Here is a 20,886-nt window from a genome sequence, read left to right on the forward strand (position 1 = left end):
ATACTTCCTTCTTTTTAAAATTTGTCACGATCAACTTAGAAACTTGCATTCACAGTAAAATTGACGCTTCTTGAGTAAGGATAACTCAAACCGCGTTCTTGTTTCACTGTACAGAAACGGGCAAGGTCATTAGCACCTATTTCCAAACGGAGCATGCTCAATCCTAATTTCTTGATTTGTTCCGCAGCGAAAGTATACCCTAATGTAATTGAATTCAATGACAACAAGTTGTAGTCTTCAATAAAACGGGTCGTTGATTTAGTTATTTCAATGCTGTTCTTACCATTATACAACGCTTTAAAACGTGCATTGTCTCCCGGCTCTTTCCAACGGTCGGAAAGAACACGCTTGTCTACGTTAGAGTTGTAGATATCAGCATTCTCAACCTTAGATACCAGCGTTGAATTATAGCGTTGACCACCATACTCATACATAAATGTAGTGTACAAGCTGAATTTCTTCCAAGAGAAGTTGAAACCAAATGTTCCCTGAATATCCGGTTCGGTATCACCACAACTAATCATATCAGCTGAATCCCATTTAGTAGTCAATGTACCGTCTCGTTTTTCAAAGATTTCTTTTCCCGTTGCCGGATCGATCCCATGAGATTTCACTGCAGAAATTGCAGTAGTAGACACACCTTCTTCATATTTGCGGAAAGGCTTAGCAGCATTAGCATCATAATTGCCCAGTTCTGCATATTTCTGATCGACCAAATCATTATATGCTTTCAGACTATTGGAAATCTTCACCAACTTATTCTCATTGTGCCCTAAGTTAGCAAATAATGACAACTGCATATCACGCTTACGAATAATATTACTGCGTACATTGATTTCATATCCACGATTCTGCATTTCCCCAACATTGTCTTTATAAGAAGTAAAACCGGTAGAACTAGGAATCGTTACATCATTCACCAAATCCACTGTACGTTTATTATAGTAAGCAAATGAAACATAGAACAAACGTTTCAACAGACCTAATTCAAATCCAAAGTCCGTCTGATAGGTCGTTTCCCAACCCAAGTTCACATTCCCCATTGCTATCATATTGGCCCCCATTCCGGTTTCATACCATTCATCACCATTAATCTCGTAAACGGTTTTTGCAGCAAAAGGCTCAAAATTAACTTTACCGGAAGAACCATAAGTTCCGCGAATTTTAAATTCATCAATAAAGCTCAACTTCTTTATAAACTCATAGTTATGCAAAGCAAGTCCCAACCCAAACGACCAGAATAAGGCAGTCTTGTTGTCCGACCCAAATTCGGAAGAGCCATCGCTACGAACAGAAGCGTCAAGCAAATAAATGTTCCGATAACTATAGTTTAAAGTAGCCAACGCACCGAACAAACGTGATTTGTTATCGCTCCAATCCGGTTTTTCGTAAATTTTTTGTGCATAATTAGGAGAATCGAAGTCACCGGACGGGAATCCCATATAGCGAGCCGAAGAACTTGTAGCACTGGAAGAAGTAGCGTTAATACCTACTGATAGATTAATATTATGCTCTTTAATAGTCCGGTTATATGCCAGAAAAGCATTCATATCCCAAGAAAAAGAATTACCACTACCAGTAGTCAATTCACCGGATATTTTATTCGTTCCACCCAAAACGTCTGTATTTTTTGCCGACAACGGGTCAAGAAAGTTACGGGACTCGGAATAACTTTTAGTTAATGCAAACTGCCCTTTAATTTGCCAGTGATCATTAATGTACCAATTTGCAGACAAGTTATCAATAAATTCGTCCGCACTAGACCTATCATAACTTTTCAATGTAGCTTCATATAAAGGATTGGCCAAGTTATCCATCCCTAACTTATGCCACTCGGTTGTCTTTGTTACATAAGTTCCATCATCATCACGGAAAGTATCATACGGCAACTTAGTTGTATAATCCGAGAAATTTCCATAAGGCGATTCTTTAGAACGTGTTGCCGAATAAGAAACGTAATTACGTACTTGCAAACGACCGATACGGTAATCCAAAGATAAACCTCCACTTGTACGATCACGATAAGAACCCTTCATCACACCATCAGATTTATTATAGCTCAAGTCCACAGAGAAACGTAGATTTTCCGTACCTCCGGTCAAAGACAAACTATGTTTATGATTGAATACGGAATGTACCGGTTGAGAAATCCAGTCGGTATCAACTCCCCGTCTTACATTCTGTAATTTACCATAATATTCTTTGTCAAGAGTATATTGTTCAGCAGCATCTTTACCTTTATAAAAACCGGACAAACGTTCTGTTTCCAGTTTTTCCGATGCATTCATCAAATTATAGTCAGACAAGTCCGGCATCTGCAAAGTTCCGGTCATACTATAATCAATCTGCAATTTTCCTGGTTTAGGAGGTACAGTAGTGATAACAACGATACCGTTTGCCGCACGTGAACCATACATAGCTGTCGCAGCCGCATCCTTTAAGATGGTAATACTTTCAATACGGTTCGGATCAAGGTCATATAATTTAGTAGCCGAAACTTCAAAACCATCCATAATGAACAACGGGAGGTTCGGATTATTCTGCAAATTAGATTTAGACACTGTTTCCGAGTCCAACTCTTTGATACCTATACCAGAACGACCTCGAATATACAGTTCCGGAATAGCGTTCGGGTCCGACCCCCATTGACTATTTTCCTGAATACGGAAAGAAGGGTCGAATGCCTGCAAAGCAGAAAAAACATTTGTCTTGGAAACCTTTAACAGTTCGTCTTTTTTAATCTGCACACTGTTACCCGTAAAGCTCTTCTTATTGATATTAGAATAACCGGTAATCACCACTTCATCAGTCATCACAGCATCTTCTTTCATAGAAATCACCCGGGCCTTTATGTCTTTTGACGCATCATCTCCCAAGCTTATCTCCTGTGTAGTCATTCCTATATAGGAAACAATAATCACCGGATGTTTACGAATAGGATACATTAATTTAAAGTCTCCATTAACATCCGTAGTGGTACCAAAATCTGTGCCTTTCAGTCGAATAGTAACTCCAACTAATTGAAGCCCTTCCTGATCAACCACTTTTCCAAAAACAGTCCGATATTCTGATGACTGTTCTTTACTTTCAACCTTTGGCCTTTGGCCTTGTTGCTTATTATCTTTCTGTTGAGCCACCACCGTGACTATAGACAAAAGATATACCAAGGAAAAAAGAAATACTTTTTTCATAATCCGTGTTGTATTCTATTTATGCAAAACAATATATTGTATTATTTAAATTTTAGGAATATCTTTCCAAGAACGTGTCATCAAGAACAGTAAATATTTATAGTGAGCACGCGTCTGTTCATCTCCCGTCATTTGTTGTTTCTTTATTAACTCCGACAACTTCTGATAAGTGCCGTACCATAAATGATTCTGATTATCAGCCGCAATGTTATAAACAACAGCACGAGACCCATAACCTTGTTCCTCTATGGCACTTTCAGCATCTTCATTTTCCTCCTCATCCAAGGCACCTACTTTATCAGCGTTGTCATCCGACAGATAATATTGTCCGAACCATCTCTTCTGACCATTTATATCCACGCTATTACGCACATTCGACAAAAATTCAGCTTGCATAATACGTTCGGGTTCTGTCAACGAACGTCCCTCCATTGTCGGACGCCATACAAACTCATATAAATCATCGATATATTCTTTTGGGCTATAAGAAGAGGGATCGCGATAGTACGTCAACGAAATACGCTTGGTTTGATACAAATCTGTAATCACATTCTTTTCTTTTACTACATAGTTCTTCAGAATTTTACGGGCTTGTGAACCGGAGAATGAAAGTTTCTTTATAACATCTTCATCATCAATCCATTCCAAATCTTTCAGTTGAGTAAACAGGAACTCTAAAGATGCCTTTTGTAATTCCTTGGGTACCGCCGTGAGAGTTGCGTTAGCGTCACCTACAAAATGCTCATTCAGATAGAATGAACCAATGTTACGATATACATTAAACAAATATCCTCGCAATTGCTGTACAATAAACGGGAAGACCATATTACGATAATCATAATTCTTATCTTCCGCATCCATCCACTCATGCATATGAGCTACAATGTAACGCAAATTATTGATACCGTATGTACTAGCTTTAATCGCATCATTTCCTAAATCAAAAGAAAGAGCTGACGGGTCGAACGTGGTCAACAAATACTGTTTGGTTCCGAAACGATACATCGGATCACCGCTTTTCTCACTAATCCACTGGCGCACTATCTTATTTTCTTCCTGCGGAGTTTGTGCTTCTAAAATTGGTTTGTAGGCTACTTTAATAGCATAATAATCATACACTCCCAATTTAGGAGAAAGCATCACTCCCTTATCACCCGGTTGAGCAACGTAATTGAAACCTACTTCATCCATCACAGATGCAGTTATTCCATATTTCTGTGTATAAGAAGCTGACCGTAATGAATCTGTCGGTATAGCAGCAGAACCTGCCATATTCTCTATCAATCCCAGAGCAAAACCAACTTCCCGACGAACGGCACAACGAAGCGTTTCACTCATTAAGTCATCCGGTAACCGAAGATGACGCGCATCCGGATCAACCTGGGAAGTCTGTACAAAACGCTGGATATTATTCCACTTAAGCAAATCATGATAAAGATATAAAGAAGCATTCATGATTTCTCCGGTACGAGGATCAGCAAATGACGCATCTTTCATAGTCGTTACCACCCCGGTAGGAACATAACGAATCGTACTGTATTTCAAATTATCAGGATCAAAATTCGGATCATCTTTCGGAAAGTCCTTTACCTGGATAGCATCTTTAAAACCAATAGCCTCGAAAGCCTTATTCCAGTCATTTACTCCTGCTTTTACAGCGGCTCTCCAACTTACCGGAAAATTCGGATCCATATAAAAAACAATCGGCTTTTTCGGTTCTGTCAGATCACCACGTTTGTACTTGTCAACATCCGACACCTCCAGATTCCAACGTTTCATCCGGTGTTCCATTCTGGAACCGTCTACCTCCGTACCCATATTTTCCATAGCTACAGTCCCTATTCCTATTCGGGGATCGGCCAAACGGGGACGCATCTGCGGTTTCTCCGGAAGCAATAATAAAGTACGGTTTACTGTTATGCTAACAGGTTCATCCACACTTACAAGTTGTCCCCCCACACTTAAATTCATTAAGTAAGTCAATTTAGAAATAATAGAGACGTTATCTTCAAAGGCCTTCACCCCCATCAGGTAAGACAAATCATCCTTGAATTTTACCGCCTGACTACCCGATCCATATTCCATTGTACGTTTGCCACTTGAAAAAGGATTCATATTTTCTGTATGAGATACAAAGTAGGAAGTCATATCTACCACAACAGCCGAAGAGTCTTTATTAAAGGCAGCAATAGTGAACGCATCAACAATGGTTGATAATGAATTCTTCTTCAATCCCTCCTGCATATTCTGGTTCGCCGAACTGGAGAATATCATATTCTGTCCTGTTCTACTGACTTCCTTCATATATAGCGTACTGTCTACCATTGCAAATTTGATGTGCCGGGGAGTATACGACATCGTTCCTGCCGGTCCATTTCCCATGTCAGAGGTTTCTACCACCTTCGATCCTAAAAGAAACTCACGTCCCATGAGTGAAACAGGGAACTCGACGAGCAGTTTTTTCTTGTCTACAAAGTGTAAAGTGAGCAGACCTTTAGAGGTTTCCACCTTCTTGTCTTTAAACAGCTTTTCGTATTTGCTGAGTTTTTTCTCTTTCTTTTCTGTTTTGTCTTTTTTCTTTTTCCAGAAAATCGTATTTGCGTCTGCAGCAGGCAACGTAAATACCGCAGCCAGACAAATGATTAAAAATCGTCTCATATCGTGTTTTCTTATTATTTTACCAATTACGTATATCTTCTATCTTCTCAAGCAACTGTCCATAGTGCATCCTTGTTTCATCAGAACCAGAATTCAAACGCGATTCCATCAACTTCTGAACACGAATCAACAGCCCATGATACAAATGCAACTGATTATCATTAGATAAATTGGTGATATATCCCAAAGGTCCGAATCCTCCAACTGTATTTACTTCAGGCCGAACAGACTGTAACAGTGTTTCAATCTTCTTACCTTTCTTTTCACGACCTGTAGTTTCCATGTGATTGGGCAACTGCAACTTTCTCAAAATCGCAGCAATCACTTCATATTGAAGCAGCATCTCTGCACGGTTCAATGACTTACCTTTTAAAGTCGATGCCCATACACCACTGTAAATGTCATTCAAGTATTCTTCAGGAGAATAACTGTTCTTATCTTTGTAGTAAGCTAATGACACTCGTTTAGTAGCCACCAAAGCAGTTGCAAAATTCTTAATCATCTTTTGATAAACCGGAGTTTGTACCGGCATATTACGAAGGATGGAAGAATCATCCAACCAGGTCATATTACACAACTCGTTCATTACAAAACGAGCCGCTTCACGCTGTTGCGCTTTAGATACAACAGATAGAGCCTGATTACGATCGCCTACCCTATGTTCGGACAGATAAAATCCTCCTACATTTCGAAAAGCATACATCAAATATCGGTTATACTGATTAACTATCTCCGGGTAAATCTGAATGCGGAAACGATAGTCCGAATCTTGTTGTTCCACCCATTTATCCATGTTTCCCAAGATATATTTCAGATTACTGATTCCATATTTTCCCGCTTTAACAGCATTGTTGCTCAAATCACCTCCGAGCGCACTCGGATCATATTCTGCGTCCTGATATTGCGCTTTTCCATAGCGATAAACCGGATCTCCTGACTTCATAGATACCCATCTCATGATCTTTTCACAGATTTCTTCCGGCGTCTTCGCATCCGGAATGAGCATATATCCCATCTGAATCGCATATAAGTCATAAGCTCCCAACTTATTTTGAACAAAATCAACCTTACCATCTCGCGGTTGGGCAATATAATTAAAAGGAAGCTCATCCATCACAGAAGAAGCAATGCCGTTCTGTTTGGTAAATTCAGGTGAACGCAATGATTCTACAGAAAATGCAGCCGAAGCGGAAGCATTTTCTGCCAAACCTAAACAATGACCTACTTCACGAGCTACATAAAGCCGGATACCCTCTAATAAAATCTCTTCCGACAACTGCCCCCCCCGTATACGTTCATCAGCTTGAGCTGTTTGAACAAAACGTTGATTGGCTATTGTCTTAGCTATATCATGTCCGACAAAAATAGTTCCATTAATAATTTCTCCACTACGAGGATCCACCCAAACTTTACTCTGAGTTTTTGAAAGATTTACAGGAACATAACGGATACAAGAATACTTCAAATTTCCGGCATAAAACGTCGTATCATTTGCTGGAAAATCCGCAGTCTGCACAGCATCTTTAAATCCAGCCATTTTAAACGCTTCATTCCACCAGTTAACTCCTTCTTTTATTGCTTTTTTCCAGGCTTCCGGAAAATCACTATCGATATAGAACAACACAGGTTTTCGTGGAGCAACTAAATCACCCCGGCGATATGCCTCCTCATCGGCAGGAAGCAGATTCCATTTATGTTGCAAATATGAAAAAGCCGTACCGTCTTTTTCTGTCGATATCTTTTGCTTCTTGGTATATGTATATCCTAAACGAGGATCGCCCAACCGCCAGGTCATTACCTCTTCCGGCAATAAAAGCATTGAATAAACAGCCTTCACCCGTACATTTCCTCCTCTAACCTCTCTTTTATTAGCAAGTAGAGACTGATAAAAACTCATATCCAGATTAATTTCCAAGTTATCATCAAAGACATAGAAATTCCTGATAGAAGAGAGATTCTTTTTCAAGATAGCTTTCAACTCCAATTTACCATATTTCTCATCTCTTAAAGAAGCACTATTCTGGTCAAATAAAGGAAGGCGTTTATTATCAGCAAGAAAGAACTTAGTAACTTCAAATACCACTGCCGTGCTATCCATATTATAAGCCGCAATCTTGAATGATTCCATATTCGGCGTTATATTACTTTTCGCTACTGCCCTACTTATATCAGACTGGTTGCTATATACATCCATTCGAGAAACAGGGGTTACATTTTGCATATATATCTGATCCTCTTGTATAGCAAAACGAATATGCAACGGAGTAGTCATAGTCTGTCCTACAAGACCGCTTGCATTATTACTTGTTGCCGAAACCGAAGAACCCATCAAAAAGTCACGTCCAAGCAAACTTTTAGGAAATTCAAAGTAAAGTTTATCATTAATCTTATGGATTGTAATAAGCCCTTTCTTTGTCACCACTCTTTTGTTCTTAAACAAACGTGGATATTGAGTATTCCTTTTTTTAGAAGCAGTCTGAACCGTATCCGATTTTGCTTCCGTTTGCACCTTCTCCTTTTTCTTGGCAAAAACATCAGAAGTTCCGGTAGCTAACATAAAAGCCCCGGTCAATAACACTATAAATAACTTCATCACTCAACAATTTTTATTTTGCCTTTTCAAAATCAGTAATGATAGACAATAAATATTCATAGTGAGAACGGGTTGCATATGAACCTGAATTCTTACGCTTTTCCACTATATTCTTTATACGTGTCAATAAATCAAAGTACAGATGATTCTGATTATTATTTGAAGTGTTAAGCACATAATAGATATAATCAAAACCTGCATATTCATTTATCTTTTTCAGTGCGTTAGCAGTCTTGTAATAATGTCCTGCATCTACACAACAATCTGCATCTCCCTGCTCTGTCAAGTGCTTATATACATCAAATAGTTGGAACAAAGGTAAATCCGTATTGGCGGGTAACTGTAAAGCACCCGTCTGGGCAGCTTGTTTCAGATCTGCAAACAAAACTTCATCAATCTCGTCTTTCTTCGTCAGCGGGTCAGCATTACGAATAATGCCCATCAAGACTTCGGTCTGCAAAATACGTTCGGATTCGGTCGGTTCTACGTTCTTTATAGTCGACTCCCACAAAATATTATAAATATCATCTAAATATTCCTGTGGAGAATATGCGGAAGAATCACGGTAAGCAGCCAATGAAACACGTTTTGTATTCAGAATCTTCTTGCTCATTGATTTCAAGATAGAACGTGACATTGAACCATCAAAAGTCAGATTCTTTACCACATCAGGATTATCTATCCAGTCGATGTTCTTTAATTCATTCAAAACAAACTGAACAGCACGTTTTTGCATATCATGAGGAATCACTTCAGATGTGTTATACGGATCGCCGACATAATGTTCATTGATAAAGAAACCGCCCACATTTGCCCAGGCATTATTCAGATAACGTACATACTGCGAAACCAATGCGTCATAAAGATGATCACGATATGTAAAATCAGGATCCTTGTCATTCAGCCATGCATTGAGATTACCTAATATATATTTCAGATTCTTGATGCCATAAGCACCTGCCTTCATGGCATCATTACTGATATCTTCCGATAAAGAAGTCGGGTCGAAAACCCCATAACCCAATTGTTGCTTTCCATATCTATATTCCAAATCCCCTATTTTACTCTTAATGATGTTTTCCAAATAAGGAACCTCCTCTTCTGAAGTTTTTGCCTGCGGGAATACGGTATATCCCCACTTGATGGCATAATAATCATAAGTGCCTAATACCGGAGGAGTAAGACATACATCTTTGTCTTCAGGTTGTGCTATATAATTAAAACGGGCATAGTCCATGATGGACGGAGTTGTACCATGTTCTTTCATAAACACAGGATCACGATATGATTCCGTTGCATAAGCAAAAGAAGATCCCATATTGTGCATCAATCCCAAACAGTGACCTACCTCATGAGATATGATATAGCGCAAGCTCTCGTCTAATACATCCTGCGGAAGTTTAGGAGTACGTACTCTTGGATCAACCTGTGCCGTTTGCACGAATCTCATGTCATTCACCAACTGGATAACATCGTGATATACAAATACAGAAGCATTAATGATCTGACTGTTTCTGGGATCAATCCACGATGGTCCCATTGCGTTTGCAATTCCAATCGGAGCATAATTAATGCAATTATATTTAATATTAGCCGGATCAAATTCTGGATCATCCTTTGGGAAATCCTTCACTTGCATTACATTCTTAAAGCCAATACGTTCAAAGGCTTTATTCCATACCAGCACTCCTTCATGGATACCCTTTTTCCATTCTTCAGGAAAAGCGTCATCTACATAAAAAAGAATAGGCTTGGTAGGTTCAACAAGTTCTCCTCGTTTGTAAGCTTCTACATCTTTAGGATATACATTCCACTTGTTGGTATAAGTATTCATTTTTACTCCGTCATAATCATCGGCGATTTCTTCCTTATTAGAAGTAAAATAACCAATTCGGGGGTCAGCCATACGCGGCATCATTTCAGGAGTCTCCGGCAACAAAACAAATGACCGGTTTACTTTTACCGTCACGGGTTCCTGATAGGCTATTGCAACAATCCCCATATAAAGTAAATCCTGCAAATAGCTCAAACTTGATGTTACTGATATATTATCATCAAATGATTTTATCTGATCGACATAAGAGAGCTCTTTTTTGAACGTCGCCCGACGAACGCAAGCACCGAACATTGTTTTCTTACCATAAGGATCAAAAATAGCCATACGCTTATTGTCGCTCACCAAAAAATCCGTCATGTCAAATACTACAGCTGTACTATCTGCATTATAAGCCATCACTTTGAATCCTTCCATTACAGGCTCTCCGATTCCTTTCTTCATCGCCTCTTTAATAGACTCATCCTTACTCGTAGAAAAGATTGGGCGACGTGCAAAGTTACTCACTTCGCGCATCTCCATCACACTATCGCGTAATGCGAATTTAATGTGCAGGGGCTTCTTAACCTTTTGCCCAACCAATGCATTTCCATTGTCACTAATCTCTGAAACTGTCGATCCTAAAAGCATCTCGCGATTCTGAAGAGTAAGAGGGAATTCAAATAAGATTTTTCCTTCAATCTTATGAAGAGTTATCACCCCTTTTTTCACCTCATCTTTCTTCCCTTTAAAAATCTTCTCATAGGGAGACTCTTTCTTCGCAGTTTTCGTGTTTTTTTTCTTCTTTGCGTAAATCGGTTCTACCGTCACTAACATTGCGCACGCTAGTACCAGCAAAAGAAACGCCTTCTTTGCAACTAACTTATTCACAATTAAAATTATTTAATAATATTATAAATAATAAAACAGGTGCAAACATATATATAATTCTTATTGAAAGTGAATAACATCACACCAAATTAGCATTCTTTTATTCTTTTTTATCTTATATATCTTTTATTTAAAAGAGTGTAAAATGGCTATATTCCAATATGATGTAACATTTGCATATAAAAAGAAAGGGTGTCCAAACCGATTTGGACACCCTTTCTTTTTATATATCAAATTAACTAATTACTTTTCACCACGTTTAGTAGCCGAATAGTTAATCTTCAAAGCATAAGATTTTCTAAGAGCATTTTTTACGTCAGTAATAATACCCATCTTTGTCTTTTGGTCTACTTTCAGAGACACAGTCATTTTAGCTGCATCACCTTCATTCATACTTGCACGTTCCTGGAAAATGAAGTCTTGTACTTCACCAACTTCAGCATAGCTGTCGTTGAGCTGAATACGACTTTCAGTACCCATTTTCGCGCGATATTCCTGTGTAGGTTCTCCTACATAGATGAATGTTACCAGCGATTTCTTCTCCAGTTTTTCGAGTTCAGTACCTTGCGGAAGTGTAAACTGTACCTTTAACGTTACCTCACGCATTGTTGTTACAATCATAAAGAAGAACAACAAGGTAAAGATAAGGTCAGGCAACGAAGAAGTATTCAATGCCGGCATTTCACGTTTACCAGTCTTATTAAATTTTCCCATTACTTACTTCTTTTTTTCTCCGTATTTTTTAGGTTCTGCCTCAGAAATTCTCTGCGGATAAATTTCGCGAATCGCTTTTTGCTGATCGTCATTCAATTCCGCATATGTAGTTCCAAATTTCTGTTGAGCCAACTCGTCTCTCAATTCATTGTATGCAGCCACCAATTCGTTCTGCACGCTAATATAAGCCTGATAAGAAGATCCACGGTCATTCTGCAAAGAAATTACATGCTTGTCGTTAACGAGATAAGTGCCGAAGAATTCCACATTCTTTTGTGTTTTTTCAGGCATATGTTCTGCGTTAGCAACGTTAGCAATAAATTCTTTAGCTTTCTCTTTCAACTGATCAACACCGATATAATCATTTCCACACATCAAGGCATCATCCTTATTCAGATATACCTGTAAGACGTTACGTTCTTTGATTTTATCAGTATTATCCTGATCTTGATCTTCGGGTGGTGGAGGCAAAAGTCTTGCCAAACCACGGTCCGTATCCATTGATGTTGTAATCAAGAAGAAGATCAGCAACAAGAAAGCGATATCCGCTGTAGAACTTGAGTTAATATCAGGAACTTTTCTTTTTCCTCTTGCCATTGTAATTACTTATTTAATTGAGAATTACTCAATTGATTAGGATAATTTCTTCTTTATGCCACTCACGATGATTGCAACAACTGTCACAAACAACAAAATGTAAATAGAATAAAGGAACATATCTGTTATTTTCAGCCAAAAAGGAACGTTGTCTGTACCACTATAACCCTGGATCTGCATTGGTGTTCCGTCACCCATAGACCAAGCTACAACTAAAACAACAACTAAAAGAACCAAACCAAGTAAAGATTTAATAGCATTTGCCGGATTATCTTTCAAGGCTGCTCCAAATTGGAATATTGCACCGAGTATAGTAGCTGCAATAGCAATGCCAAACAAAGCATACATCAAATAAAGTAAGGCGTCTGTTTGAGCCGGCTGCCACATCTCGGGATCTACCCCCGCAATCGCTGCATCGCCTGTAGCATCTCCTCCTAAAAAGAAAAGGCACAATACGACCAGAATGATGGCAAACATCGCATAAAGTGCGTAATACGATGCTCTATATGTTAACTTACTCATCTTCGATTATTTTTTGTATTTCAAATTATATTTGATTACCATGTCTAACAAAGAGATAGAAGAATCTTCCATTTCGCTAGTCAGAGCTTCAATCTTAGCAAGTACATAGTTGTAGAATACCTGAAGGATCAACGCTACGATCAAACCGAAGATAGTTGTAATCAAGGCAACTTTCATACCACCTGCAACAACCGTCGGAGAGATATCACCTACCTGCTGGATTTTATCAAATGCCTGCACCATACCGATTACAGTACCCAAGAATCCGAGTGACGGAGCCATTGCGATAAACAGTGTGATCCAAGAACATCCTTTTTCAAGGTAACCAGCCTGTACACCACCGTAAGATACAACTGACTTCTCAACTACATCAATACCCTGATCAATTCTCATCAGACCTTGATAGTAGATAGAAGCAACCGGACCTCTGGTGTTACGAGCAATGTCTTTAGCAGCTTCAACATCACCTTTTTCCAAAGCAGCTTCGATAGATGCCATGAATTTTTTTGTGTTGATTTCAGCCAAGCTCAAATAAATGATACGTTCGATACAGAAAGCCAAACCGATCACCAAAGCGATAGCTACCAAACTCATGAAAGATGCAGTACCTTCGATGAATTTAACTTTGATTTCCTTGTGAATACCACCTTCTTCTGCAGCAGGAGCAGCAGCTGTAGTAGCTTCAGCGGCAGGAGCAGCTTGTTGTTCAGTTTGTTCTGCTGCAGGAGCATCTTGAGCCTGAGCAAGTTGAATTGAGCCAAAAGTGAAGGCCCCAATCACAGCAACAATTGCAAATAACTTTTTCATTGTGTGTCTAATTTTTAAGATTAATTAATTGATTATTATTATTGTATTTACTTCTCATCTCTCTTTCATTTCTGCGGAGAGACGGGGATTCGAACCCCGGATACGCTTTTGGCGTATACACGCTTTCCAGGCGTGCCTCTTCAACCACTCGAGCATCTCTCCTTATGAGTTTTCCGCATTTTCAGCTACAAATGTATTCTTTTTTTTCTTTTCTTGAAGCATTCTCCCTCTTTTATCTTGAATAAATACTGCAAATTAATATAATTTAAAACCTTTCGAACCTTATTTGCGGATTCCGAACACTTTTAACGCATTCACGGAAGTGACCTGTGCCACGTACTCCGGGTCCATCTGATAAATATCAGCCACCTTCATTAGTGTATCTCGCACATTAGCGCTCTCATTTCTCTTTCCCCGGTTCGGCACGGGAGCTAGATAGGGGGAATCGGTTTCGAGCACAATACGTTCCAAAGGAACTGTCATCAGTGTTTCCGGTAAAGTCGATTTTTTAAAAGTAACGACTCCATTAATACCCAACATAAATCCTTCGAATTCCAACAATTTCATTGCTTCTTCCGATGTTCCGGTGAAACTATGAAAAATGCCGGTCAATGCCGTCTTTTTATAGGGTTCCATTACCTTATATATATATTCAAATGCTTCTCTTGAATGAATAACGATTGGAAGACCATACTCCAGCGCCCACCCTATTTGCTTTTCAAAAACCAAAATTTGCTCTTTCAGAAAAGTCTTATCCCAATAAAGATCAAGGCCTATTTCTCCGATAGCCACGAATTCATTGGAAGTCGACAAGTACTTGTGCGCAATTGCTAATTCCTGTTCATAGGATTCATTGACGGAAGTCGGATGCAACCCGATCATCGGATGGCAAAAACCCGGATAATCCCTACACACTGACAACATGGCATCAATCGTGGTACTATCTATATTGGGCATGAAAATATGGGAGACTCCCGCTTTTCGTGCACGTTCCATCACCTGTGGCAGGTCTTCGGTAAATTCTTCAACAAAAAGGTGAGAATGAGTATCTATCAGCATGATATTTCTTTTTCTTCTTTTACTTTTTCGCTGGAGCGATAATAATATATCAGCCCGTAGTCGCGACATTTTTCTAATCTGGTATCATTGGGAGTGACATCCTGATATTTAGCTTCTACCTGGTTCCAGATATCCAAAATCAATTCATCTGCACGATCACGCATGGATGCCAATTCATCAAGACTTCGAGTGGTTAATGCCTGATAGTTTTTCTGTCGTTCATAGCTCTCCAGGAAAATATCATAATGCACTTTTACGCGTGCAATAGTCGGATTATAAATAGGTATGCCACCTTGAGTTGTTCTTTGTTGTTCGCCTTCAATTATTTTCTTCCCCCACTCTACCAGTGCGGCTTCACTCAACAGGTCCGGTACAGTATTTGAAACAGGTAGGCCATACAGTTCTTTATGTGCCACTTTGATTTCATCCCGAAGTACCGCCAAATTGAGTACTTGAATAAAATGAGAGATATATAACCGGGCGGTCTTCACATTCATCTGATGCTTACGGCTGGCACGCGATTGATTGTCATAACACTGGGTATAGTAAATCTGCGCTGCCTCGAACCGATGCAAGAAATTACGCGCCTCAAATAATGTCTTTAATGTAATAGCCAAATCACGTACATTATACATTTCACCCTTTTCGACCGCTGCTTTCAGCGCCCGAACCCTTGCTTGATCTGTATTTGGCAGTCGTCTGTAAGGCATATCTTTAGTCGTTAACTACATTTCACGATACATTAATAATTTCACCAGATTCTTCAGTTCTTTTTTTCTGTCTTCTGCAACAGCCACCGCTGCCAAACTCTCCATAGCAAGCGTATAATATTCGCGCATTTTGTTTTCGCAGACATTGCGGATATTCAACTGATTATAGATTTCAGTTACCGCTTCTATTTTTTCAGAAGGCTGAGAAGTTTCCGTATTCAACCAACGATTCAATTCTATATGCTGCTTTTCATCCGCACGATTCAGTGCTTTGATAAGCATATATGTTTTTTTATTGCAGAGGATATCTCCACCTATCTTCTTACCAAACACTTTCGGATCACCGTATACATCCAACAAATCATCCTGTAACTGGAATGCAACTCCGATATGCATTCCAAAATTATAAAGATTCTCTGCATCTTCAGCAGTCGCTCCTGCCAAAATTGCACCGATTTTAAGACTAGCCGCAAGCAACACCGCAGTTTTCAAACGAATCATTTCAATGTATTCGTCTTCTGTAACATCACAGCGAGACTCAAATTCCATATCCAGTTGCTGCCCTTCACAGATCTCAAGTGTAGTCAAACTGAATAAATCCATCACTTCTTTCAGATGTTCCTGCGGACATCCCGTCATATAGCGAAATGCCAGAATCAACATAGCATCTCCTGAAAGAACAGCTGTATTATCGTTCCAAACTTTATGTACGGTAGGCTTCCCTCTGCGCACATCCGAACGATCCATCAAATCATCATGCAACAAGGTGTGATTGTGATAAACTTCGATTGCTGTGGCAGGATCGTATATAGACGCAATATCCTCCCGATACAAGTTATATCCCATCAACATTAATACAGGACGTATCCGCTTCCCACCCAAAGAAAGGATATATTCAATCGGTTCATAAAGTCCTTTCGGCGTCCGGGTAAACTGAATTTCAGAAATATGATTATTTATCTTATCAAGTAATTGAGAAGCTGTAAACATGATGAATAAAAAATTAATGAATAAAAAGAGGCTGCCGAAAGCAGCCTCCTAATTTATATTATTACAAATTACTGCAATCTAAACATCACAGGAACCGTAAATTTAACACGTACCGGTTTTCCGCGCTGCATACCTGGTTTCCACTTCGGCATGGTGTTAATCACACGGAGGGCTTCTTTATCCAGATACGGGTCAACACTACGTACAACCTTCGCATCCACGATACTACCGTCTTTGTTAACAACGAACTGTACAATAACACGTCCTTGAGTTCCGTTTTCCTGTGCGATAGTCGGATATTTAATATTCTTTGCCAGATATTGCATCAAAGCTGCTTGTCCGCCCGGGAAGTCCGGCATGTTTTCTACAACCTCGAAAATAGTCTGTTCTTCCGGTTCTTCTTCAACAACTTGTACAGGCACATATTTTACTTCTACACGAGCTTGATTATCTTCATTGATAATAGTTGTTGTTTCCTCAATATCAGCTTTATCATCCACAATCTCCAGCAATTCTGCTACTTTTGGAGCTTCAGGTGGTGGTGGAGCTGCTTGTTCAGGGGTTTCGGTAATAGGAATGATTTCCTCTTCAAACACGACATCAGCTACTGCCTGGCTTGTATCAATCTTCACGTCACGCTGGGTCCATTCGAACGCCACGAACATGAAAGCTAGAACTACCACGTAACCAACGAGCAACCATGTAGACTTCTTGCCTTCCAGGTCTGCTTTGGGTGATTTTTTAACTTCCATAAATTTATTAATATAATGATTAAAAAAAAGTGTCCTTTCATGTGTCTCCGGGCAAATATAGTACATTTTCATGTATTCATTCCTCTCTTTACCTCTTTTTATCCGGCTTTTTAACTTTTTTAATTCTTTCATACTTGTCTTGCTCCTTTTAACGGCAAACTTATGGTTGATTTTCAAATTTACCGTATCTTTGGCGGACAAATCAGATGAACTGAATATGAAAAAGATAACAATTGCAATCGATGGTTTTTCCTCTTGCGGAAAAAGCACAATGGCTAAAGATCTGGCCCGTGAAGTGGGCTACATTTACATTGACAGCGGAGCCATGTATCGTGCGGTCACTTTATATAGTATAGAAAATGGAATTTTCGACGGAGACGTTATCGATACGGAGAGGCTAAAAAAAGAAATTAAGAACATTCATATATCGTTCCGGCTAAATAAAGAAACCGGACGTCCCGACACTTATCTCAACGGCGTGAATGTAGAGAACAAAATCCGTTCGATGGAGGTTTCTTCCAAAGTGAGCCCTATCAGTACGCTCGACTTCGTACGTGAAGCAATGGTAGCTCAACAACAGGCAATGGGAAATGAGAAGGGGATTGTCATGGATGGCCGGGACATAGGTACCACTGTTTTCCCGGATGCGGAACTGAAAATATTTGTAACCGCCACTCCCGAAATCCGTGCTCAACGCCGTTACGACGAGCTGAAAGCAAAGGGGCAGGAAGCCAGCTTCGACGAGATTCTGGAAAATGTGAAACAACGGGATTATATAGATCAGCACCGGGAAGTTAGTCCGCTGCGCAAAGCAGAAGATGCGTTACTCCTGGATAATACCAACCTATCGATTGAAGAGCAAAAAGAATGGCTTTTCGAACAATTTAATAAGGTAAGTAAATAGTTTGTTTTATGATCAAGGTAGAGATAGACGAAGATTCCGGCTTCTGCTTTGGTGTGGTGACAGCCATTCATAAGGCAGAAGAAGAGTTGGCAAAGGGAGAAACACTCTATTGCCTTGGAGACATCGTGCACAATAGCCGTGAAGTGGACAGGCTGAAAACGATGGGATTAATCACGATCAACCGGGAAGAATTCAAGCAATTGAAGAATGCTAAAGTATTGCTCCGGGCGCATGGAGAGCCACCGGAAACTTATATGATTGCCCGTGAAAATAATATCGAGATTATCGACGCGACCTGTCCGGTTGTATTACGTTTGCAGAAACGCATCAGACAAGACTATCTGGCAGACAGTGACGAAGAAAAACAAATTGTCATCTACGGCAAGAGCGGACACGCTGAAGTACTGGGGCTGGTGGGGCAGACAGACGGAAAAGCAATTGTGATCGAAAAGGCAGAAGAAGCCAAAAAGCTGGATTTAAACAAAAGTATCCGCCTTTTCTCGCAGACGACCAAGTCACTGGATGAGTTTCAGGAAATTGTAGAATACTTCAAACAACATATTTCACCGGAAGCGACTTTCGAATATTATGACACTATCTGCCGCCAGGTTGCCAACCGAATGCCTAAGCTCCGGGAGTTTGCGGCTACACACGATTTGATTTTCTTCGTCAGCGGCAAAAAGAGTTCGAACGGGAAGATGCTGTTTGAAGAATGTTTGAAGGTGAATGCCAATTCACATTTGATAGATAACGAGAAAGAAATCGATCCTTCTCTTCTTCAAAATGTAAAATCGATTGGCGTATGTGGGGCGACTTCTACTCCGAAATGGTTGATGGAGAAGATTTACAATCATATTCGGACGCTTATCAAAGAATAACTGCTTTATTCATAAAAGAATAATAGCAAAGCAATATAAGAAAAAAACGGCAAAGTAACACGAATGAATAAAAAGAAAGCAAAAAGAGGCTATTTGAACATTTTTAATGTTTTCTTCATACGAAAAAAAACTTCATAACCACTGCTTTCAACTTTTTATTGTACATTTGCCGCGTCAAACTAATTAATGAGAGATTGTTATATGGGAACAGTTAAGTGTATCGGAATTTTGACCTCCGGAGGTGATGCTCCGGGAATGAACGCTGCTATACGTGCAGTGACACGTGCAGCTATCTATAATGGATTGCAAGTCAAAGGTATATACAGAGGCTATAAAGGTCTGGTCACAGGTGAAATCAAAGAATTTAAGAGTCAGAATGTTAGTAATATCATCCAGTTGGGTGGTACTATCCTGAAAACAGCCCGCTGTAAAGAGTTCATGACCCCTGAAGGTCGTCAAGTGGCTTATGACAATATGAAAAAAGAAGGCATTGATGCCTTGGTTGTCATTGGTGGAGACGGTTCACTGACAGGCGCACGCATCTTTGCACAGGAATTTGATGTTCCGTGTATCGGACTGCCGGGAACTATTGATAATGACCTTTACGGTACAGATACTACCATCGGATATGATACTGCATTAAATACAATATTGGATGCTGTGGATAAGATACGTGACACGGCCACTTCGCATGAACGTTTGTTCTTCGTAGAAGTGATGGGACGTGACGCCGGTTTCCTTGCACTGAACGGAGCGATTGCTTCGGGAGCGGAAGCTGCTATTATTCCGGAATTCAGTACGGAAGTCGACCAACTGGAAGAGTTTATCAAGAACGGATTCCGTAAATCAAAAAACAGTAGTATTGTATTGGTAGCCGAAAGCGAACTGACCGGAGGAGCCATGCATTATGCCGAACGTGTGAAAAACGAATACCCGCAATACGATGTACGCGTGACGATCTTAGGTCACCTGCAACGTGGTGGTAGCCCGACTGCCCACGACCGTATCTTGGCAAGCCGCCTCGGTGCTGCTGCTATTGATGCTATTATGGAAGATCAACGTAATGTAATGATTGGAATCGAACATGATGAAATCGTTTACGTACCGTTCAGCAAGGCTATTAAAAATGACAAACCGATCAAGAGAGATCTTGTCACTGTATTGAAAGAGCTTTCAATCTAATCTTATTATTTTTAGGAGATCAGCTTATATCGATATGTAATCAAGATAAAGAGCGGTGGATGAACAACAGATTTACCAGTCATTCACCGCTCTTCTTTCATTTATTCAATACTATACTGATTTGAGCCGAAATATAATCTCACAATATTTCACTAGAGAATTAAAAAATGAAAATTTGCTGTCATCTGTCACCTGTTTGTATTTAAACATTTGACTATAAGCACACTATAATGTGACAGCAACCTGTGATAGCACGGTGACAGCATCTTTGTTATCACCGAACAAAGTTCTAAATTAGTTTCTACAGCTTGAAACTTTAGTTTCAGCAAGGAGAAACTAGAGTTTCATAGGTGAGAAACAATAGTTTCCAAGCTGGAGAAACTTTAGTTTCAAACGTGTGGCACTAGAGTTTCTAGTAATTGAAACCAAAGTTTCAACCGTTGAAACTGGAGTTTCTAAGGCGGGAAAGCAAATGCTTCCTTACGACTAAGAAATATGAACGATGTAAGTTGTGATTCTTAAGAAAAATCACTGATTACATGACTGAAAGTAAACGTATGCGCCTGTCCGATATGGTAATTCATCTTCAGCGTTCCATTCTAGTTTTTATTTTTAGATTCACTGT

At 39.6% G+C, this 20,886-nt stretch carries 15 protein-coding genes and 1 tRNA gene; 3 read left to right on the top strand and 13 right to left on the bottom strand.

From position 1 onward, the window contains the following. Positions 1-35: 35 nt before the first annotated feature. From GD631_RS21345 to GD631_RS21405, 13 genes are all read right to left on the bottom strand, one after another. Complete coding sequence (locus GD631_RS21345; RefSeq protein WP_143257885.1) at positions 36-3,191, bottom strand: SusC/RagA family TonB-linked outer membrane protein; 3,156 nt, start codon at positions 3,189-3,191, stop codon at positions 36-38. A 45-nt stretch (positions 3,192-3,236) separates the two neighbouring features. Further along, positions 3,237-5,849 (bottom strand): zinc-dependent metalloprotease, encoded by a 2,613-nt coding sequence (locus tag GD631_RS21350; RefSeq protein ID WP_143257884.1) that lies wholly within the window; start codon positions 5,847-5,849, stop codon positions 3,237-3,239. Between the two features lie 19 nt (positions 5,850-5,868). After that, positions 5,869-8,442 (bottom strand): zinc-dependent metalloprotease, encoded by a 2,574-nt coding sequence (locus GD631_RS21355; protein ID WP_143257883.1) that lies wholly within the window; start codon positions 8,440-8,442, stop codon positions 5,869-5,871. A 13-nt stretch (positions 8,443-8,455) separates the two neighbouring features. After that, the gene (locus GD631_RS21360) at positions 8,456-11,146 is read right to left on the bottom strand and encodes a zinc-dependent metalloprotease (RefSeq protein ID WP_143257882.1); all 2,691 of its coding nucleotides are present in this window, start codon (positions 11,144-11,146) and stop codon (positions 8,456-8,458) included. A 243-nt stretch (positions 11,147-11,389) separates the two neighbouring features. Further along, positions 11,390-11,860 (bottom strand): ExbD/TolR family protein, encoded by a 471-nt coding sequence (locus tag GD631_RS21365; protein ID WP_004315772.1) that lies wholly within the window; start codon positions 11,858-11,860, stop codon positions 11,390-11,392. A 3-nt stretch (positions 11,861-11,863) separates the two neighbouring features. Continuing rightward, complete coding sequence (locus GD631_RS21370) at positions 11,864-12,457, bottom strand: ExbD/TolR family protein (RefSeq protein WP_143257881.1); 594 nt, start codon at positions 12,455-12,457, stop codon at positions 11,864-11,866. 36 nt (positions 12,458-12,493) lie between these two features. Then, positions 12,494-12,979 (bottom strand): hypothetical protein, encoded by a 486-nt coding sequence (locus GD631_RS21375; protein WP_143257880.1) that lies wholly within the window; start codon positions 12,977-12,979, stop codon positions 12,494-12,496. 6 nt (positions 12,980-12,985) lie between these two features. Further along, entirely contained in the window at positions 12,986-13,786 is an 801-nt protein-coding gene (locus GD631_RS21380; RefSeq protein WP_004315775.1) for a MotA/TolQ/ExbB proton channel family protein, read from the bottom strand. Positions 13,787-13,860: 74 nt separating this feature from the next. Beyond that, positions 13,861-13,948, bottom strand: a tRNA-Ser gene (locus GD631_RS21385). A 120-nt stretch (positions 13,949-14,068) separates the two neighbouring features. Continuing rightward, a complete protein-coding gene (locus tag GD631_RS21390) occupies positions 14,069-14,845 on the bottom strand; it encodes a TatD family hydrolase (protein WP_143257879.1) in 777 nt (258 codons plus the stop codon). Next, positions 14,839-15,555 carry a hypothetical protein gene (locus GD631_RS21395; protein WP_143257878.1) on the bottom strand — a complete coding sequence of 239 codons (717 nt, stop codon included), beginning with the start codon at positions 15,553-15,555 and terminating at the stop codon, positions 14,839-14,841. The genes GD631_RS21390 and GD631_RS21395 overlap by 7 nt, the downstream gene beginning before the upstream one ends. A 15-nt stretch (positions 15,556-15,570) precedes the next feature. Beyond that, on the bottom strand, positions 15,571-16,545 hold the full coding sequence (locus GD631_RS21400; RefSeq protein WP_143257877.1) for a polyprenyl synthetase family protein: 975 nt from the start codon (positions 16,543-16,545) through the stop codon (positions 15,571-15,573). A gap of 68 nt (positions 16,546-16,613) precedes the next feature. Next, complete coding sequence (locus GD631_RS21405) at positions 16,614-17,297, bottom strand: energy transducer TonB (RefSeq protein WP_004321840.1); 684 nt, start codon at positions 17,295-17,297, stop codon at positions 16,614-16,616. A gap of 70 nt (positions 17,298-17,367) precedes the next feature. On the opposite strand from GD631_RS21405, the gene cmk reads away from it, so the two are divergent. From cmk to pfkA, 3 genes are all read left to right on the top strand, one after another. Then, the gene (cmk, locus tag GD631_RS21410) at positions 17,368-18,201 is read left to right on the top strand and encodes a (d)CMP kinase (protein WP_185911535.1); all 834 of its coding nucleotides are present in this window, start codon (positions 17,368-17,370) and stop codon (positions 18,199-18,201) included. A gap of 8 nt (positions 18,202-18,209) precedes the next feature. Beyond that, positions 18,210-19,079, top strand: a complete 870-nt coding sequence (locus GD631_RS21415) for a 4-hydroxy-3-methylbut-2-enyl diphosphate reductase (protein ID WP_143257875.1) — start codon at positions 18,210-18,212, stop codon at positions 19,077-19,079. Between the two features lie 201 nt (positions 19,080-19,280). Beyond that, positions 19,281-20,261: a 6-phosphofructokinase gene (pfkA, locus tag GD631_RS21420; RefSeq protein WP_143257874.1), complete on the top strand. Its 981-nt coding sequence runs from the start codon at positions 19,281-19,283 to the stop codon at positions 20,259-20,261. Positions 20,262-20,886: the final 625 nt, after the last annotated feature.

It is taken from the genome of Bacteroides luhongzhouii, assembly GCF_009193295.2.
Taxonomy (GTDB): Bacteria; Bacteroidota; Bacteroidia; order Bacteroidales; family Bacteroidaceae; genus Bacteroides; species Bacteroides luhongzhouii.

Excerpts from the sequence above, each read along its gene's own strand:
- GD631_RS21405 (WP_004321840.1), bottom strand. The coding sequence starts at position 17,297 with ATGGAAGTTAAAAAATCACCCAAAGCAGACCTGGAAGGCAAGAAGTCT.
- GD631_RS21370 (WP_143257881.1), bottom strand. The coding sequence starts at position 12,457 with ATGGCAAGAGGAAAAAGAAAAGTTCCTGATATTAACTCAAGTTCTACA.
- cmk (WP_185911535.1), top strand. The coding sequence starts at position 17,368 with ATGTATTCATTCCTCTCTTTACCTCTTTTTATCCGGCTTTTTAACTTT.
- GD631_RS21345 (WP_143257885.1), bottom strand. The coding sequence starts at position 3,191 with ATGAAAAAAGTATTTCTTTTTTCCTTGGTATATCTTTTGTCTATAGTC.
- GD631_RS21375 (WP_143257880.1), bottom strand. The coding sequence starts at position 12,979 with ATGAGTAAGTTAACATATAGAGCATCGTATTACGCACTTTATGCGATG.
- GD631_RS21380 (WP_004315775.1), bottom strand. The coding sequence starts at position 13,786 with ATGAAAAAGTTATTTGCAATTGTTGCTGTGATTGGGGCCTTCACTTTT.
- GD631_RS21350 (WP_143257884.1), bottom strand. The coding sequence starts at position 5,849 with ATGAGACGATTTTTAATCATTTGTCTGGCTGCGGTATTTACGTTGCCT.
- GD631_RS21415 (WP_143257875.1), top strand. The coding sequence starts at position 18,210 with ATGATCAAGGTAGAGATAGACGAAGATTCCGGCTTCTGCTTTGGTGTG.
- GD631_RS21390 (WP_143257879.1), bottom strand. The coding sequence starts at position 14,845 with ATGCTGATAGATACTCATTCTCACCTTTTTGTTGAAGAATTTACCGAA.
- GD631_RS21355 (WP_143257883.1), bottom strand. The coding sequence starts at position 8,442 with ATGAAGTTATTTATAGTGTTATTGACCGGGGCTTTTATGTTAGCTACC.
- GD631_RS21365 (WP_004315772.1), bottom strand. The coding sequence starts at position 11,860 with ATGGGAAAATTTAATAAGACTGGTAAACGTGAAATGCCGGCATTGAAT.
- GD631_RS21395 (WP_143257878.1), bottom strand. The coding sequence starts at position 15,555 with ATGCCTTACAGACGACTGCCAAATACAGATCAAGCAAGGGTTCGGGCG.
- pfkA (WP_143257874.1), top strand. The coding sequence starts at position 19,281 with ATGGGAACAGTTAAGTGTATCGGAATTTTGACCTCCGGAGGTGATGCT.
- GD631_RS21400 (WP_143257877.1), bottom strand. The coding sequence starts at position 16,545 with ATGTTTACAGCTTCTCAATTACTTGATAAGATAAATAATCATATTTCT.